The sequence below is a fragment of the Halovivax limisalsi genome (genome assembly GCF_023093535.1).
GTDB lineage: Archaea > Halobacteriota > Halobacteria > Halobacteriales > Natrialbaceae > Halovivax > Halovivax limisalsi.
In genome coordinates, this window is sequence record NZ_CP095757.1 from 1,920,223 (window position 1) to 1,935,660 (window position 15,438).

The 15,438-nt window shown below is 68.4% G+C and carries 15 protein-coding genes; 13 read left to right on the plus strand and 2 right to left on the minus strand.

Going from position 1 to position 15,438, the window contains the following annotated elements; translation table 11 throughout:
- Positions 1–5 precede the first annotated feature (5 nt).
- From MXA07_RS08765 to MXA07_RS08785, 5 genes are all read left to right on the plus strand, one after another.
- Positions 6–1,289: a DNA double-strand break repair nuclease NurA gene (locus tag MXA07_RS08765; RefSeq protein ID WP_247731659.1), complete on the plus strand. Its 1,284-nt coding sequence runs from the start codon at positions 6–8 to the stop codon at positions 1,287–1,289.
- A gap of 56 nt (positions 1,290–1,345) precedes the next feature.
- On the plus strand, positions 1,346–1,693 hold the full coding sequence (locus tag MXA07_RS08770; protein WP_247731660.1) for a DUF7113 family protein: 348 nt from the start codon (positions 1,346–1,348) through the stop codon (positions 1,691–1,693).
- A gap of 118 nt (positions 1,694–1,811) precedes the next feature.
- Positions 1,812–2,462: a DUF7344 domain-containing protein gene (locus MXA07_RS08775; protein WP_247731661.1), complete on the plus strand. Its 651-nt coding sequence runs from the start codon at positions 1,812–1,814 to the stop codon at positions 2,460–2,462.
- Positions 2,463–2,624: 162 nt separating this feature from the next.
- On the plus strand, positions 2,625–4,505 hold the full coding sequence (locus MXA07_RS08780) for an ATP-binding protein (RefSeq protein WP_247731662.1): 1,881 nt from the start codon (positions 2,625–2,627) through the stop codon (positions 4,503–4,505).
- Positions 4,506–4,512: 7 nt separating this feature from the next.
- On the plus strand, positions 4,513–4,830 hold the full coding sequence (locus tag MXA07_RS08785; RefSeq protein WP_247731663.1) for a hypothetical protein: 318 nt from the start codon (positions 4,513–4,515) through the stop codon (positions 4,828–4,830).
- Between the two features lie 63 nt (positions 4,831–4,893).
- Here MXA07_RS08785 and MXA07_RS08790 read toward each other — a convergent pair whose 3' ends face one another.
- On the minus strand, positions 4,894–5,304 hold the full coding sequence (locus MXA07_RS08790; RefSeq protein ID WP_247731664.1) for a GNAT family N-acetyltransferase: 411 nt from the start codon (positions 5,302–5,304) through the stop codon (positions 4,894–4,896).
- A gap of 101 nt (positions 5,305–5,405) precedes the next feature.
- Between MXA07_RS08790 and MXA07_RS08795 the strand changes: the two genes are divergently transcribed.
- Positions 5,406–5,975: a tRNA (cytidine(56)-2'-O)-methyltransferase gene (locus MXA07_RS08795; RefSeq protein WP_247731665.1), complete on the plus strand. Its 570-nt coding sequence runs from the start codon at positions 5,406–5,408 to the stop codon at positions 5,973–5,975.
- Between the two features lie 157 nt (positions 5,976–6,132).
- Here MXA07_RS08795 and MXA07_RS08800 read toward each other — a convergent pair whose 3' ends face one another.
- Positions 6,133–6,486: a hypothetical protein gene (locus tag MXA07_RS08800; protein WP_247731666.1), complete on the minus strand. Its 354-nt coding sequence runs from the start codon at positions 6,484–6,486 to the stop codon at positions 6,133–6,135.
- Between the two features lie 162 nt (positions 6,487–6,648).
- Between MXA07_RS08800 and MXA07_RS08805 the strand changes: the two genes are divergently transcribed.
- The 7 genes from MXA07_RS08805 (at position 6,649) to MXA07_RS08835 (ending at position 15,416) form a co-directional block, all read left to right on the plus strand.
- On the plus strand, positions 6,649–7,173 hold the full coding sequence (locus MXA07_RS08805; protein WP_247731667.1) for a transcription factor: 525 nt from the start codon (positions 6,649–6,651) through the stop codon (positions 7,171–7,173).
- Complete coding sequence (locus MXA07_RS08810) at positions 7,173–7,844, plus strand: DUF2110 family protein (RefSeq protein WP_247731668.1); 672 nt, start codon at positions 7,173–7,175, stop codon at positions 7,842–7,844. The genes MXA07_RS08805 and MXA07_RS08810 overlap by 1 nt, the downstream gene beginning before the upstream one ends.
- A 2-nt stretch (positions 7,845–7,846) precedes the next feature.
- Complete coding sequence (locus MXA07_RS08815; RefSeq protein WP_247731669.1) at positions 7,847–8,623, plus strand: DUF5803 family protein; 777 nt, start codon at positions 7,847–7,849, stop codon at positions 8,621–8,623.
- 161 nt (positions 8,624–8,784) lie between these two features.
- Positions 8,785–9,759, plus strand: a complete 975-nt coding sequence (locus MXA07_RS08820; protein ID WP_247731670.1) for a chemotaxis protein CheW — start codon at positions 8,785–8,787, stop codon at positions 9,757–9,759.
- A 179-nt stretch (positions 9,760–9,938) separates the two neighbouring features.
- Positions 9,939–10,301, plus strand: coding sequence for a response regulator (locus MXA07_RS08825; RefSeq protein WP_247731671.1), 363 nt, complete (start codon positions 9,939–9,941; stop codon positions 10,299–10,301).
- The gene (locus tag MXA07_RS08830) at positions 10,298–11,545 is read left to right on the plus strand and encodes a chemotaxis protein CheB (RefSeq protein WP_247731672.1); all 1,248 of its coding nucleotides are present in this window, start codon (positions 10,298–10,300) and stop codon (positions 11,543–11,545) included. Before MXA07_RS08825 ends, MXA07_RS08830 begins: the two co-directional genes overlap by 4 nt.
- Complete coding sequence (locus tag MXA07_RS08835) at positions 11,538–15,416, plus strand: chemotaxis protein CheA (RefSeq protein WP_247731673.1); 3,879 nt, start codon at positions 11,538–11,540, stop codon at positions 15,414–15,416. The genes MXA07_RS08830 and MXA07_RS08835 overlap by 8 nt, the downstream gene beginning before the upstream one ends.
- The last annotated feature ends 22 nt before the right edge of the window (positions 15,417–15,438 follow it).

Consider the following 15,438-nt stretch of genomic DNA (forward strand, 5'->3'; position numbering starts at 1 on the left):
GAGTCATGACGCTCGATCCGGTTCACTTCGACGGCATCGCGCGGCTCGCGCGACGGATCGACCACGGCGCCTCGGAACGGGATCACCGGGCGTTCGCGGAGACGGTCTGGGAGTCGTTTCTCGACCCGCTCGCCGACGATGGCAGGGTCGTGATCGAACCGGTCGACGACGTCTCCCGGCACCTCGTCGACGTCGAAGACGTCGCGCTGATCGATCGGCCGTTCCCCACCGAGCACGGACTCGACGCCGGGACGATCAACCCGACGACGTTTCGCAACGGCCTCGTGATCGACGTCGCGCAGGCGGCGATGGCCGCGACGCCGACCGACCTCGACCTCCACCGCTCGCGGACGGTCGTCGCATCGGTCCACTCGAACGACCGGACGGCGTCGGTCGACGACCGCTGGGAGACCTTCGACGAGAGCTACAGCCGATCGCGCGCGATCCAGGTTCCGCGGTTGCCCCGGTTCGCGGAGGGAATCGTCCACGCGCTCGCGCTCTACCTGGCCGAGAGCGAACACGCCCGCGAGCACGCCGGCGAGGTCTCCGATCTGCTCGTCCTCGACGGGCCGCTCTACCCGCGCGGGATCCTCCGCTGGAACGACCAGCACCCGGAGCTGGCGGATCTGCTGGTGACCGACCAGCAGCCCCGGGACGTCCTCGAGAACTACGTCAGGCTCGTCGAGTCGTTCGTCGAGCGCGACGTCCCGCTGGTCGGTTTCGTGAAGAACCCCGCGAGTCGGGTCATCTCGCGGACCGTGGCGAAGCAGGGCGAGGCGGCTCCGTGGGCGGACGACACCGCGTTTTTCACCCGCGTCCTCGAACGCGGCGAGTTCGTCGACGACGTCGACGGAACCCGCTGGGAGCGAGCCACCGACGCGCTCACCTACACCGGCTGGTTCCGCTCGCGAGGCGGCGTCGACGCCCCGCTCTCGGCCGCGGGCGACGCGCTCGGCGTCGAACGCGAACTCGACCCGGCGCTGTACGAGGTCACCTTCTTCGTCGTCTACGACCCGCGGACGGACCTCTGTTATCGCGTCGAGGCGCCGTACGCGTTCACGCGCGACGCGGATCGCCGGGACGCGCTCGCCAGGCAGTTGCTCGCCGACGTCGCGACCGCGCAGGGGCCGCCCGGCGTCGTCGAGAAAGCCGACGAACTGGCTCGCATCAGCGCCGCGGAGAAACACTCCCTGCGGGAGACGTTCGAGGACCGGTTCGAGACGACCAGCCAGCGCGACTACGACGACCACCGGTGGGGCGGCGCCGAGCCGCCGACCTTCGACGGCTGACGCCGGCCCGGGCGGCGCCCGACAGCTTTTCTCCGCTGAGACCGTACCGGTGGACGATGCTCCAGGTCCACGGCCGCGCGGGGGAGACCGAACTCACCGGGACGATCTACGAACGCGGTGAGGACGCCCCGACGTTCAGCGGCGCGCCCGACGGCAACGCGGCGTACGTCTGGATCTGCGACGAATTTTACGAGGTCGAGAGCGGGGGTTCGCGCCTCGAACTCGACGGGCGCGCGCTCAACGTCGCGTTCGAGTCCCCGCTCCCGCGAGGGTTCGACACGAAGGAACGCGCGATCGCGGCCGCGAAGGAACACGTCCGGACCCAGTTCGCGCGCATCGGCGTCGACCCCGACGCCGTCGACGTCACCGTCGACTCCAGTCCCGACGCGGCGGCGTCGGTCTGACTGAGACCGGTGACGACGACTGACACCGTCGTAGGGGGTTTCGGCGCGGGCGCGCAGAGGTCCGATTGTCACGGCCATCGTGTGGTGACCTTTTGGTCCCTGCTGGTGTACCTGTCCCATGCGACCGGATCGACGCGTTCGCGGTCGGGAGCCGGCGGCCGATCCGTCGGATTCGGTCGACGCGTCGCGACTCCTGGCTTCCCCGCGCCGCGTCGCAATACTCGAAGTGCTGACCGAGGCCGAGGGTCCGATGTCCGTCGCCGAGCTGGCCCGTCGTGTCGTCGCCGGGGAGCGATCGGCGACCGCGACGTCGATCGACGACCGCGACGTCCACCGGCTGGCCATCTCGCTTCGACACGCGCACCTGCCGAGGCTCGCCTCGTACTCGGTCGTCGACTGGGACCGCGACGAGTCGGTGGTGGGGCTGTCGGACGACGCGACGCCGCCCCGGCTACCGGTCGATCCGACCGACGTCTCCACCCCCGCCTTCGCCAGACTGTTCCGGACGCTGTCCCAGCCGCGACGGCGCCTCGTGCTGGCGGCGCTGGGGGCGCGGGAGACGCCCCTCTCGCTCGATGAACTCGCGAGGGACGTCGCTGCGGCCGAAACGGCCCGAGAACCGGACTCGGTTTCGGCACCCACCGTCGACCGGATTCGGATCTCGCTCGTCCACTCGCACCTCCCGGCGCTCTCCGCCGCCGACGTTGTCACGTACGACGAGGCGAGCGGACTCGTCGACGCGGTACCCCACGACGGCGACGTGGAGTGACCGGATGGGACGTCGCGACGAGGGACCGCGGTGGTCGTGGGAGCGACTGTCCTGTCGCGCTCTCCGTCGCTTCAGGCATGGGTTACCGGGTCGGCCGCTCGTCTGACGAGCGTCTGCCGGCGAGGGGAAACGTGTTTGAACGCGGAGTCTGACAGTGTTGGTATGACTGACCTTGGGGATTTCGAGAATTACTCCGACGAGGTGGACGACCCAGGGGACGAACCGGTCGCCGAGGTCGACGACGCGGGCGCCTCGGCGGTCGATTCCGCCGATGCGGACGTGGAGTCGGCCGGCGCTACTGGCCACTCGGGGGCAGACGGGCGCGACGAACCGTCGGCCCGGTTCGAACCGGCCGACGTCGACCCGGCCGGACGCGAGGAGGGCGTCGGGACGCTCTGCGTCTCGCGCGGCCTTCGCGTGGCGGAGGACGGCGACGACACCACGCTGCAGGCTTACGTCACGCGCGAGAACCGGCCTGCGGTCCGACTCGGGAGCTACCTCATCGCGCCGTACCCCGACGGCGAACTCCTGTTCTGTCGCGTCACGGAACTCGAGTACGGCCAGCAGTTCCACGCGGACGACGCCACCGAGATCCACGCCCGGCGAGCGATGCGTTCCGACGACTTCGACGAGGCGGACTACCGCTTGCTGGCGGGTCTGGAACCGGTGGCGGTACTGTACGACGACGGCGGCGACCTGAAGCGACGGATGACCGACCGCGTCCCCAAACCCGAGACCACGCTCTCGCGGGCGAGCGACCCGACCCAGATCAAGACGGGCCTGAAGATGCCCGAGGACGGCGTCTTCCTCGGCCACCTCTCCGTTGGCGGGGAGAAAGTCCGGACGGCTGCCACGCCGCCGACGATCGACTACCGACTGAACGACGACTACGAGAACGGCGATCCGCTCGTCTTCCGGCACACGCTGGTCGCCGGCGGCACCGGGTCTGGCAAGACCCACGCCGCGAAGAACATGCTGCGCCAGTTTCTCGCCGAGGAGCGGCGCTATCCGATGGGTGACGGGCGGACGGTCAACCCGGCGGTCGTCCAGTTCGATCCGCAGGACGAGTACGCCCAGATGCACGACGACGGGGAGTACGACGCCGACTTCGCCCGAAAACTCGATCGGGAGGGTATCGCCCACGGTGGCCACGACGATACGGTCGCCTTCGTCCCGAAAGTGGGGTCGGCGACCTACGCCGCCGACCACCACCGCGCGGAGCAGATCGAGTTCACGATCCCCTTCTCGATGGTCCACGACGACCCGTGGCTGGTCGCGGGGAGCGGTCTCAACGACAACCAGTACGGCGCGCTGGTGCGCGTCCTGCTCCCGCGGTTCGAACGCCAGTACGGCGCCGAGGCGACCTACGACGAGTTCGTCGAGTTCCTCTCTGATCCGGCCCTGCGCGAGGAACTCGACGAGCAGGGGGCCGTCCACGAGGCGACGTTCGACGCCGTCGGTCGCCGAGTACGGGGCTTTAGCCACGTCTTCGACCAGGACGCCCGCCCCATAACCGACCTCGTCTCGGACTTCGTGAAACCCGGCCGGCTCTCGGTCGTCCCGACCTACCACGTCTCGGACTCGCGGGCGACGGAGGCGGTCGTCCTCGCGCTGTCGAGCCTCCTCATCGACCAGAAGCTCTCGAACGACCCGACCTACGAGCGGATCGCCGAGACGCCGTTGCTCCTGGGGATGGACGAGGCGCACAACTTCCTCACGGACGCCGAGTCGGTCCAGGCCCGAAAGGTCATCACCAAGTTCACCGAGGCCGCCAAACAGGGTCGCAAGGAGCGACTCGGCCTCTTCCTCGTCACGCAGGACCCACAGGACATCGACGACGCGGTGTTCAAACAGATCAACACGACGATCGTCCTCAACCTCGGCGACGAGGACGCGATCAAGAGCGTCAACATCCCGCGATCGCTCGAGTCGAAGGTGCCCTACATGGAGCAGGGTCAGATGGTGGTCTACTCGCCCGATAACTCCGAGCCCGTCGAACTGATCGGCCTCTCGAAGTGTCTGACGCGACACGGACGGGGGTGATGCGGCGATGGACGACCGTTTCGAATCGACGGGCGACCGTGCCCCTGTTCGCGAGGGCCGGACGGAGCCTGTGGCCGAGTCGGGACCGGGTGACGAATCGGCGTCGGCGGGCGACCGGCCGGCGGATACGGAATCTCGGTCGAACGGGGTCGACGGCCGGCCGTGTGCCCTCGACGATCGGGCGATGACCACCTGTGAGGTGACGCTCCCGGACGAACTGGTCGCTGACCTCGACAAATACTGTCGGCAATCGCATCTCCACCGGGAGGCGGCCGTCGGCGAACTGCTCGACGCGTGGCTCGAACGCACAGCGGCGGAGTCCTAACGGCGGGGCCGCGGCGGATCGGGAGGGCCCCGCCACCAGGTCGGTGGAGGCGTGCGGGCGCAATTAGAGTTCTTTCTCGATGACGTAGCCCCACCGTTCGTACCCTTGCGACTCGTAGTACCGGTGAACCCCCGGCTTCTCCAACGGTGAGGCGAGCGCAACGGACTCGCAGCCTCGATCGGCGGCCCACTCCTCGACGAACTCGACGAGCGTCGTCCCGTGTCCCGCTCCTCGTCGGGGCTCGTCCACGACGAGATCGTACAGCCAGGCGTGGCGAGCGTGGTGGAGGAAATCGGTGACGACGACGCCGGCGACGCCGACCAGCTCCCCGTCGACGACGCCGCCGAACAGGTGGTACTCCTCAGCAGCGGTCCACGCCAGTACCTCGTCGGCGCTCGCCTCGCTCCACAGCTGACGCACGAGCGGGACCGCCGCACGACGCTCGGCCTCGTCGGTCAGTTCTCGAACGTCCATGGGGGCTGATTCCGGTGGTCGAACCATAAACGTTCGAGCGGTGGACCGACGCTCGCGGCGTGATCCGAACTGACAAAGCGACGCGACCGCGTAGTCCCCGTATGGAGCACCTTCCCGAGGTCGCGGTCTGCCGGCTTGGCCACCGGCCCGGCCGGGACGACCGGATGACGACGCACGTGGGGTTGACCGCTCGCGCGCTGGGAGCCGATCGCGTCGTCCTGCCCGAGAACGCGACGGACGCGGCGCGGACGGCCCGCGACATCACCGACCGGTTCGGCGGCCCGTTCGCCGTCGAACGGACCGAGTCGCCGCGCGGCGTCGTCCGGAACTGGGATGGCCGGGTCGTCCACCTGACGATGTACGGGCTGGCGGTCCAGGACGTCGAGGACGAGGTGCGAACGACGCTCGTCGACGACCGGGAGCCGCTGCTGATCGTCGTCGGCGCCGAGAAGGTCCCGTTCGAGATCTACGAGGCCGCCGACTGGAACGTTGGCGTGACGAACCAGCCCCACTCGGAGGTCGCCGGCCTCGCCGTCTTCCTCGATCGACTGTTCGACGGTGCGGAACTCGATCGGGCGTGGGAGGGTGCCGACCGGCGCGTCGTCCCGAAGTCGACGGGGAAGGAGGTAGTTTCCGTCGAAGACGAACCGGCGGACTCGACGCCCACGTGACGGTTCATCCGACGACCGCCGCGTCCGATCGGACGCCCGATCCGGTCCACGCGCCTCGTCGGCCGCCGTCGTCGCTATCGACGTTCCGAAAAAAGAATCGATCGGGGCCAATTCGTCGGGCGGTGCCACCGGGTCTTGGACCGTCCGTGGCGGCGAATCAGGCGCCGTCGTCGGATTCGTTGTCGTCGCCGACGTCACCGCCGTCGGACTCGTTGTCGTCACCCGGGCCGCCATCGTCCGTCTCGTTGTCGTCGCCGACACCGCCGTCGGATTCGTTATCGTCGCCGATACCACCGTCCGTCTCGTTGCCGTCGCCGACGCCGCCGTCATCTCCACCGCCAGTATCCCCGTCGTCACCGACGCCGCCGTCGGCTCCGTCTTCGGGTTCGCCGGGGCCGCCGGCGCCGTCTCCGCCGCCATCGTCTCCGCAGCCGGCCACGAGGACGGCACCGATGGCGCCACCGGCAGCGGTCAGATACTGTCGACGGTCGAGTGGATGTGGGGCATCCATGGGCGATCGGACGGCCCGGTCGGACAATAGTCATCTCCGCCTAATCGTCCGTCGTTTATTGGAGTTATCCTCCGTCTCACCGCGTGCGACGCGCTCCCGGCGGCGTCGGCGGGCGCGGTCGCCTCAAAAGACTTAATTGTGTCATCGGGCTAGTGGCGGCCGATGGCTTTTGAAGACCTGCTCGAGGACCCCGTTATCCAGAAGTACCTACACGAGTTGGTCGGTCCGAAGGGGATGCCCGTCGCGGCGGCGCCGCCCGACGGCGAGGTGACCGACGAGGAACTCGCGGAGGAACTCGACCTCGAACTCAACGACGTGCGCCGGTCGCTGTTCATCCTCTACGAGAACGACCTGGCCACCTATCGCCGGCTTCGCGACGAAGACTCGGGCTGGCTCACCTACCTCTGGACCTTCGAGTACGAGAACATTCCGGAGAACCTGGAATCGGAACTCGAACGGCTTCACGGTGCGCTCGAAGAGCGCCGGGAGTACGAGCGGACCCACGAGTTCTACCTCTGCGAGATCTGCTCGATCCGCTTCGAGTTCGGCGAGGCGATGGACTTCGGCTTCGAGTGTCCGGAGTGCGGGACGCCGATGGACGCGATGGACAACGACCGACTCGTCCACGCGATGGACGAACGCATCGACGCGCTCGAAGACGAACTCAACATCGACGCCGAGGCCTGATGGTCGTCCTCGCATCCAAGTGTTACGTCGAGGGTGACGCCCGGGAGCGAGCCCTTCGCTCGCTCGAATCGCTCGTCGGGAACGACCTCGACGACCTCGACGTCGAGTACGAGATCGGTCTCCGCCACGACGACTTCCCGAGCGTGACGGTCGAGGGCCCGGACGCGGTCGTCGCGCGCAACGTCCTGCGCGAGACGTGGGGCGAGATCCTGCCGGAACTCGAACCCGGCGAGCGAGCCGTCGGCACGTTCGAATCCTGGGACGAGGACGGCATCGTCCTCGACGCGGGCACGGCCGTCCGGATTCCGACCGACGAACTCGGGCTCGGGCCCGGCGATCCGATCCAGGTCCGCGAACGCTTCGGGCTCGTCCAGCACCTCCCGATGGCGTTCGTCTACGGCGGCGACGAGCCGAGCCGGCTCGCGGACGACGAACGGGACCGTCTCTTCGAGTGGCAGCGCGGCTCGGGCCGTGTGAACGTCAACAGCGCGACGCGCGGGGAGGTTCGGGCGACGCTGAACCGCGCCGGGCACGCGCAGGATTACGTGACCGTCGAGCGCCTCGGCCTCCTCGAACAGAGCATCATCTGCACGGACGACACCGACCCGCCGGGACTGCTCTCGAGCGTCGGTTCGTACCTCCCGGCGGAGCTTCGCTGCGTCGTCCCGTGAGCATGCCGTCGGGATCGCGCCGACTCGTGCTGGCGACGGCCGCCGTCCTGTGTCTGCTCGCGCTCTCGGGGTGTTCGGGGCTCTTCGGCGGTATCTCCGACGAACAGCTCGACCGGGAGGGCAGTTACGACGACCTGCGCGAGCGAAACGCGACGGTCGCGATCGACGTCGAAGACGGCGGGCTTTTGGACGAGGGCTCGTTCCGCGCGGTCTACACCCTGAACGGGACGGACGAACTCGAGCTCTACACGTCGTCGTTCTTCTCGACGCAGCCCCTCGACGTCAGCGCCGTTCGCTTCTGGTACGAGAACGGCACGATGGTGACAGGATCGGAACTGGACGTCGAACAGGACCGAAGCAGTACCGACATCTCGCTCCCCGCTTCGAACGGCACGCTCGCGTTCACCGCGAACACCGATGGGTCGTCGTTCTCGCTGCCCGCCTACGTCGAGGGCTCCTACGACGTCACGCTGCCGGAGGACCACCGGACGTCGATGTACCTCTTCGGCTCCGTCTCTCCGTCGGGCTACGACCGGACCGTGGAGGACGACCGCGAGCGGCTCGTCTGGGACGAGGTCGACGGCTCCATCTCGATCAGTTACTATCAGGAGCGCGACGTCCCCATCTTCGTCGGTATCGTCCTCGTCGTGCTGAGTGCGGGCGCGGTCGCGCTGACGTACACCTACCTGAAACTCAGGCGGTTACAGCGAACGCGCGAGGCGATCGACGGCTCGCTCGACGCGACCGACGACGGCGGATCGCCGCCCTGGCGTCGGTGATGAGCGAGCGGCGGGTACTGGCGAACCGCGGCCGACCTGGGGGCGGCCGTCCGGATGGGCGCGACCCGTCGGCCGGGATGGCAGTCCGCATCGACCACCCGACCGAGGACTCCGACGGGGGTCACAGTTTTAACGATGCGCTGTAATACTCCGGTACGTACATGTCTTCGGATCTTCCGGACGGGGCCTTGGGAGCGGGTGGGAAGGCGGACCGGCCCGGGTCGGACGACGACGAGGTACCGGTTCGTCGACTCGCCGTCATTCAGCTCGGCCGACATCGACTCGCCATCCCGGTCGAGTCAGTCCGCGCGATCATCGATCCGCCGGAGACGGTCACGCGCGTCCCGCGAACGCCGCCCGCGATCGCGGGCGTGACCGACGTTCGCGGCCAGATTACGGTTCTCGTCGATCCCCACGTCCACTTCCCGGACAGCGGCGGTCCGGACGCGGGCGGCTCCCTCCTCGTGTTCGACCGCCCCGATCAGCCCGCCGCGATCCGCGTCGACGAAGTGCACGGCGTCGAGACGGTCGCCGAAGACGACGTTATCGGAGCCGAGGAGTACGAACCGGAAGCGATCGACGGCACGGCGCTGGCCCACCCGCTCATCTCTGACGCGGTCCGTATCGAGCGGGTCGACCGCCGAACGGTCGTCGAATCGTACGCGAGCGCCGATGGAGAGGGGGCCGAGCAGGCCGGGTCGATTGACCGATCGTCGATCCCCGAATCGACCGTCGGCGCGGACGGCCTGGGCGATGACGGCGACGTCCAGGTCGCCGAATTCTCCCTCGACGAGGAGGCCGAATCGGACGTCGCGTCGGATCCGGCGGCCGTCGAAATCGAAGTCGTCCCGCTCGTCGACGTCGACCGACTGCTTCTGGCCTCCGGGCCCGTCGCGAATCTCGATTCCGTCGAGACCGACGCCGATTCTGCGGACGCAACCCCAGCGGAGACCGACGTCGGTGCCGAGGAATCGACTGTTGACGAGACCGACGCCGATTCCACCGACGCGGCTCGCGAGGACACCGACGCCGATCCCGTAGAATCACCCGCCGGGGAGGCGGCCGTTGGCGAGGAGGCAGCTGGTGAGGGCGAGAACTCAGTCGCCACCGAGGGACGCGTCGATACCGAAGAGTAATCCGATTCGCTGATGGCCGCGCGTGCCGGTCGCGAACGCAATCCGTCCGTCGATTGTCCACCCTGTACCAGCCCACGTCGCCCCATCGTGACCCGCCAGGAGATGGATTATCGATTCTGATAACCGGGGAACAGCATTTATGGTCGTCGTATTTCTATGGAGTCTTGGTGTACAACTAAATGTCGAAAGGGGTGCTTATCGTCGACGATTCACATTTTATGCGTAATCTCCTTCGTCAAATAATGGAGGACGAGTATCGCATCGTCGGCGAGGCGTCGAACGGGGCTGAGGCGGTGAAGCTGTACAAGGAGGAATCGCCGGACGTGGTGATGATGGACATCGTGATGCCAAAATGCAACGGCATCAAGGCCACGGCGGCGATCAAGAAGCTCGATCCCACATCGCGCGTCATCATGTGTACGAGCGTCGGACAGCGCGAAAAGATGAAACTCGCCGTGAAAGCCGGTGCCGACGGCTACGTCACGAAGCCGTTCGAGGAACCGAGCGTTCGGAAGGCACTGGCAGACGTCGTCGCTGCATGACGCGCGTACTCGTCGTCGACGACTCGGCGGTCGATCGGACGGTCGTCGGTGACGCGCTGGCAGCCGACGGTGACATCGTCGAGGAAGTACGGGAGCCGGACGCCGCGGTCGCGGCCGTCGCGGCGGGCGATCCCGACGTCGTCGTGGTCGTCGCCGACGCGGGAACGAGCAGCGAGCTCGCCATCGTCGAGCGGATCATGGCGACGCGGCCGACGCCGATTCTCGCGGTAACCTCCCCGAGAGCCACGGCGGCCGAGGAGTCGATGGCGCCGTACGAACGCGGCGCGATGGCCGTCCTCGAACGCCCCGACCCCCCGACCGGGCGCGCTCTCGAACGGTTCGAAACGGCCCTTCGCGAAACGGTTACGGAGTTATCGTCCGCCTCACAGTCGTCGCTGGCCGTGGCGCGGACGACCGCGAGCGCCCATCGGACGGCGGCGCGAACCGCCAGGGACCCCGATTACGACGACGCCGGAGACGAGGCACCCGACAACTCACGAGCGAACGAGCGACCCCGATCCGCGGACGAATCTACCGGACAGACTGTGAGGGCCCCCGTCGACGCAGCCAGTAACGGCGTTCGACCGCCGCTAGAACCGGCAACAGTCGCCCTCGACGGACCGGTTTCGCCGTCACCGGTCGTCGTTATCGGCGCGTCGACCGGCGGCCCGCGTCTCGTCGAGCACCTCCTGGCGAGCCTTCCCCGCGCCCTCTGCGCGCGAATCGTCGTCGTCCAGCACATGCCGGGCGACTTCACCGATCGGTTCGCGGCCCGGCTCGATCAGGTGTCGGCCTATGACGTCTCCGAAGCGACCGCGGAGACGGCCGTGGCGCCGGGCGAATCGATCGTCGCCCCGGGCGGGAAGAATCTCGAGGTCCGCGACGACAGCGACGGAACCCTCGTCGTCGCCCCGACCCACGCCGACCGGCGCGACGGCGCTCGCCCGTCGGTCGACGCGGCGATGGAATCCGCGGCGGCCGCCTGTTCGTCGCCGCTGCTGGGCGTCGTTCTCTCCGGGATGGGGCGAGACGGCGCCCGCGGCGTCGAGGCGATCAGCGACGCCGGCGGGACGACGTTCGCGCAGGACGAGCGCACGGCGGCGGTGTTCGGGATGCCGCGACGGGCGATCGAGACGGACGCCGTCGACGCCGTCGTCCCGATCGATCGGCTGGCTCGCCGCATCGTGGGGGCCGTCGCCGGGCCGACGGACGACGCGATCGGAGGTGTCGAGACAAATGGATGAGTACGTTCGGGAGTTCGTCGAAGAGGCAGACGAAGCGATCACGGAACTAAACACGCTCCTGCTCGAACTGGAGCGCTCGCCGTCTGACGAGGCCGTTCTCGAGGAGATATTTCGGACGGCGCACACCCTGAAGGGCAACGCCGGAGCGATCGGGCTCGATCGAGTCAGCGATCTGGCCCACGCGTTCGAGGACCTGCTCGACGCGATTCGGGCCGGAACGGTCGAGGTCACGCCCTCGCTGATGGACACGATCTTCGAGACGGTCGACGCGCTCGAAGCGATGATCGAGGAGGTCGCTCGAACCGGTGCGATCGAAACGGACCCGGAACCGATGGTCCGTCGGCTTCGAGACCCTCTCGCTGCTGGGACCCGAACGCTCGAGGAGCCGACGGACGAGGCGGTCGACGCGATCCTCGCTCGGTTCGACCCGCCAACCCACCCGGACCACGAGGCGTATCTCGCCCGGATGCGGATCGCCGAGTCGGACCGGTTGAACAACGGGCTTGTCGTCGTGGAGGCGCTGATCGACGCGTTCGACCTGATCGGCACCGACCCCTCCCGGACGGCTATCGAGAACGACGGGTACGGCGACCGGATCGACGCCGTCTTCGCGACCGCCGTCGGAACGTCCGCGATCCGGGCGGCGCTGGAACCGGTCGACGCGGTCGAATCGTTCACTATCACGCGCGTGACCGACCGGTTCGAGGCGGCGGGGACCGGATCGACCGTCGAGGACGATCTCGCCGCGATCGATCTCTCGTCGGACGAGGCCAACGCGCTCTCGGTCGACGAGTTGCTCGACGAATTTTCCGAACTCGACGATATCGACGCGCTCGCCGAGACGATCGACGATGCGAGCGAGTTCGACGACATCGACGACGCCGGTTCGTTCGACGATCTGTTCGACTCGGAGTCGACTGACGCGGCGGCCGATACGGAACCGGCGTCGTCGACGGAGAGCACGTCCGAGACGGAGGATGTGGAGGACGCCAACGCCGTCTTCTCGGAACTGCAGGACGAAGTCGAGATGGTCGGCTTCGACGAACTCCAGGCCGAACTCGAGGAGCTCGAATTCGACGAGTTCGACGAGGAAGAGATCGGCATGGACGAACTCCTCGGTGACGACGTCGACCCCGACGACCCGACCTTCCTCGATATCGAGAGCGACGAGGAGGCGGCGGGCGCCGACGATTCGGGCGAGGACGTAGCCGCGACGTCGTGGGAGACGGCCGCCGAAACGGACGAAGCCACGATCGGCGCAAACGCGGACCCGTCGGTGGACGCGGGCGACGGTTCGGCGGCCGACGACGCGGCCGACGTGACGGTAGAGACGGATGCGGAGGCCGCGACGGCCCACGACTCGGAGGCGGCGACGGTCGTCGACGACGCGGCTGACGCGGATGGCGAATCGGCGACCCCAGACGAATCCGAGGTCGACTGGGAACCGGATCCGGCGGCCGACTGGGAACCGGACTCGGAGCCCGAGAGCGCCTCGGCCGACGACGCATCCCGACCGGCAACGGCGGGAGAGTCGACCCGGGCGGATTCCTCCGAGACGGAACCGACCCGGGCCGACGCGCCCGCCGAGGGCCAACCGGACTGGATCGCCGAAATCGGGCCCGACGCGGCGGCCGCGGACGACGCTCCGTCGTCTTCGGTGGACCAAGCGGGCGCCGCCGATCGGTCGAGTACCGATCCAGACGCGGCGGCGACGGGTTCGGCGGTCGACGAACCGGAATCGCCCGCGGGTGAGGCCGATCCCGACGAGTTCGCCGACGCGCTCTTCGGCGGCCCGCCGTCGGACGCCGACGAAACCGAGGATGACGGCTCGGCCGACGACGAACCGGCTGACCGGGGTGTCGAACCGACTGCGCCGGGGGAGTCCGAGCGCGAAGAGTCCGCCGAGGCCCCAGCGGCCGAGGGCGTCACCGACGAAGCGGCGACAGTATCGTCGGAACGGCCGGACGAGTCGCCGGAGGGAGCCGAATCGCCGGACGAGTCGCCGGAGGGAGCTGAATCGCCGATCGAAGAATCGGATTCGGTCGACTCGGCGGCTGCCGAATCGGACCCTGCGCCCACGGAGTCGGCCGGTGTGGACGGTCACGAATCGGCGGTCGACGAACCAGACGAACCCGAACCGACGGCCGATGCCGACCCGGACGGCGGCGGGTTCGAGGCCGCTGCGGGTGCGGATTCCGACGCCGACGACGTCTTCGACCCGACCGACATTCCGGATCCGTCGTCGATCGGGGCCGACGTGGACGTCGATGCGGATGCGGCCGATGACGTCGAGCCGGATTCGGCCGATGACGTCGCGGCGCCGGCCGACGCCTTCGACCCGTCGGCTGACCTCGGCGACGTCTCGTTCGATCCGGACGCGGACGCAGCCGGATCGGCGACCGGCGAACCGGATGCTGGCGTCGACGACTGGGGCGAGGAACCGTCACCCTGGGACGCAGACGCGGACGACGCGGCCGCGTTTTCCGCGGTCGGGACGGGGGCAGAATCGGCCGAATTCGACGACGAGTTCGGCGTGGACGAGTCCGGCGCCGACGCGTTCGTCGAATTCGACGAAGACGACGCGTCGTTCGCGGACCCGGCCGACGATGCAGACGCGTCGGCGGACGGGGACGATCCCGAGGATCCGGTTCTCGCGAAACTCGACGCGATGGAGATCCCGGACATCACCATCCCCGAACGCGCCGAGGTCGACGCCGAGTCCGCGGTCGAAGACGGGGCGCAGTCGGTCCGCGTCGATCGCGAGTCCATCGATTCCCTGCTCCAACTGGTCGAGGGACTCGTCACCTCGCGGGTGCGATTGCGATCCGCGGTCGACGATCGGGCCCCCTACGAGGAACTCGATCGCGAACTCGACGACCTCGAAGAGATCACCACGGAACTCCAGGAGACGGTGATGGACGTCCGACTCGTCCCGCTCGAGACGGTGACGAACCGGCTGCCGCGCCTCGTCCGAGACCTGGCTCGGGAACAGGAGAAGCAGATCGACCTCGAGCGCGAAAACGACGGCGTCGAACTCGACCGGCGGCTGCTCGACGAGATCGGCGATCCGCTCATCCACCTCGTTAGAAACGCGGTGGATCACGGGATCGAACCGCCCGAGGAACGCGAGGACGCCGGGAAGCCGCCGGAGGGGACGATCACGATCGATGCCGACCGGGTGCGCGATCGAGTCACGATCACGGTGGCCGACGACGGGCGCGGCCTCGACGCGGATCGCATTCGAGAGGAGGCGGTCGAGGCCGGCGTCGTCACCGAAACGGAGGCCGCCGAACTCGAGGAGTCGGCGGTCTACGACCTGGTGTTCCACCCCGGGCTCTCGACGGCCAGCGAGGTAACCGACGTCAGCGGTCGCGGCGTCGGGATGGACGTGGTCCGGCGGACCATGGAGACGCTCAACGGGAGCGTCTCGATCGAGAGCGAGCCGGGCGAGGGGACGACGGTGACGATGACGCTGCCGGTGAGCGTGGCCATCGACGACGTCCTCTTCGTCGAGAGCGGCGGCGAGCAGTTCGGCCTGCCGGTCGACGTCGTCAGGGACGTCGCGGACGGCCGGTTCGTCACCGAGACCGACGAGGGGCGGGTGTTCGACGACGGCGACGACCCGCTGCCGGTCATCGAACTCGACGACGCCCTCGACGCACCGGGACCCGGTGACGATCGCGACGGAATGGTCGTCCGGGTCCGCGACGACGTTCGATCGGTGGCGCTGCACTGCGAGACGGTCCACGGGCGTCGGGAAGTCGTCGTCAACCCGTTCGAGGGGTTCATGCGCGACGTGCCAGGCGTCGGCGGGGCGACCGTCCGCGGCCGGGGCGAGGTGGTTACGATTCTCGACGTGGCAACGTTATAATTATGACCGGTCCGAGACAACC

What these genes read in the sequence shown, in the direction of transcription:
- MXA07_RS08765 (WP_247731659.1), top strand. Translation starts at nt 6, where the DNA reads ATGACGCTCGATCCGGTTCACTTCGACGGCATCGCGCGGCTCGCGCGA.
- MXA07_RS08770 (WP_247731660.1), top strand. Translation starts at nt 1,346, where the DNA reads ATGCTCCAGGTCCACGGCCGCGCGGGGGAGACCGAACTCACCGGGACG.
- MXA07_RS08775 (WP_247731661.1), top strand. Translation starts at nt 1,812, where the DNA reads ATGCGACCGGATCGACGCGTTCGCGGTCGGGAGCCGGCGGCCGATCCG.
- MXA07_RS08780 (WP_247731662.1), top strand. Translation starts at nt 2,625, where the DNA reads ATGACTGACCTTGGGGATTTCGAGAATTACTCCGACGAGGTGGACGAC.
- MXA07_RS08785 (WP_247731663.1), top strand. Translation starts at nt 4,513, where the DNA reads ATGGACGACCGTTTCGAATCGACGGGCGACCGTGCCCCTGTTCGCGAG.
- MXA07_RS08790 (WP_247731664.1), bottom strand. Translation starts at nt 5,304, where the DNA reads ATGGACGTTCGAGAACTGACCGACGAGGCCGAGCGTCGTGCGGCGGTC.
- MXA07_RS08795 (WP_247731665.1), top strand. Translation starts at nt 5,406, where the DNA reads ATGGAGCACCTTCCCGAGGTCGCGGTCTGCCGGCTTGGCCACCGGCCC.
- MXA07_RS08800 (WP_247731666.1), bottom strand. Translation starts at nt 6,486, where the DNA reads ATGGATGCCCCACATCCACTCGACCGTCGACAGTATCTGACCGCTGCC.
- MXA07_RS08805 (WP_247731667.1), top strand. Translation starts at nt 6,649, where the DNA reads ATGGCTTTTGAAGACCTGCTCGAGGACCCCGTTATCCAGAAGTACCTA.
- MXA07_RS08810 (WP_247731668.1), top strand. Translation starts at nt 7,173, where the DNA reads ATGGTCGTCCTCGCATCCAAGTGTTACGTCGAGGGTGACGCCCGGGAG.
- MXA07_RS08815 (WP_247731669.1), top strand. Translation starts at nt 7,847, where the DNA reads ATGCCGTCGGGATCGCGCCGACTCGTGCTGGCGACGGCCGCCGTCCTG.
- MXA07_RS08820 (WP_247731670.1), top strand. Translation starts at nt 8,785, where the DNA reads ATGTCTTCGGATCTTCCGGACGGGGCCTTGGGAGCGGGTGGGAAGGCG.
- MXA07_RS08825 (WP_247731671.1), top strand. Translation starts at nt 9,939, where the DNA reads ATGTCGAAAGGGGTGCTTATCGTCGACGATTCACATTTTATGCGTAAT.
- MXA07_RS08830 (WP_247731672.1), top strand. Translation starts at nt 10,298, where the DNA reads ATGACGCGCGTACTCGTCGTCGACGACTCGGCGGTCGATCGGACGGTC.
- MXA07_RS08835 (WP_247731673.1), top strand. Translation starts at nt 11,538, where the DNA reads ATGGATGAGTACGTTCGGGAGTTCGTCGAAGAGGCAGACGAAGCGATC.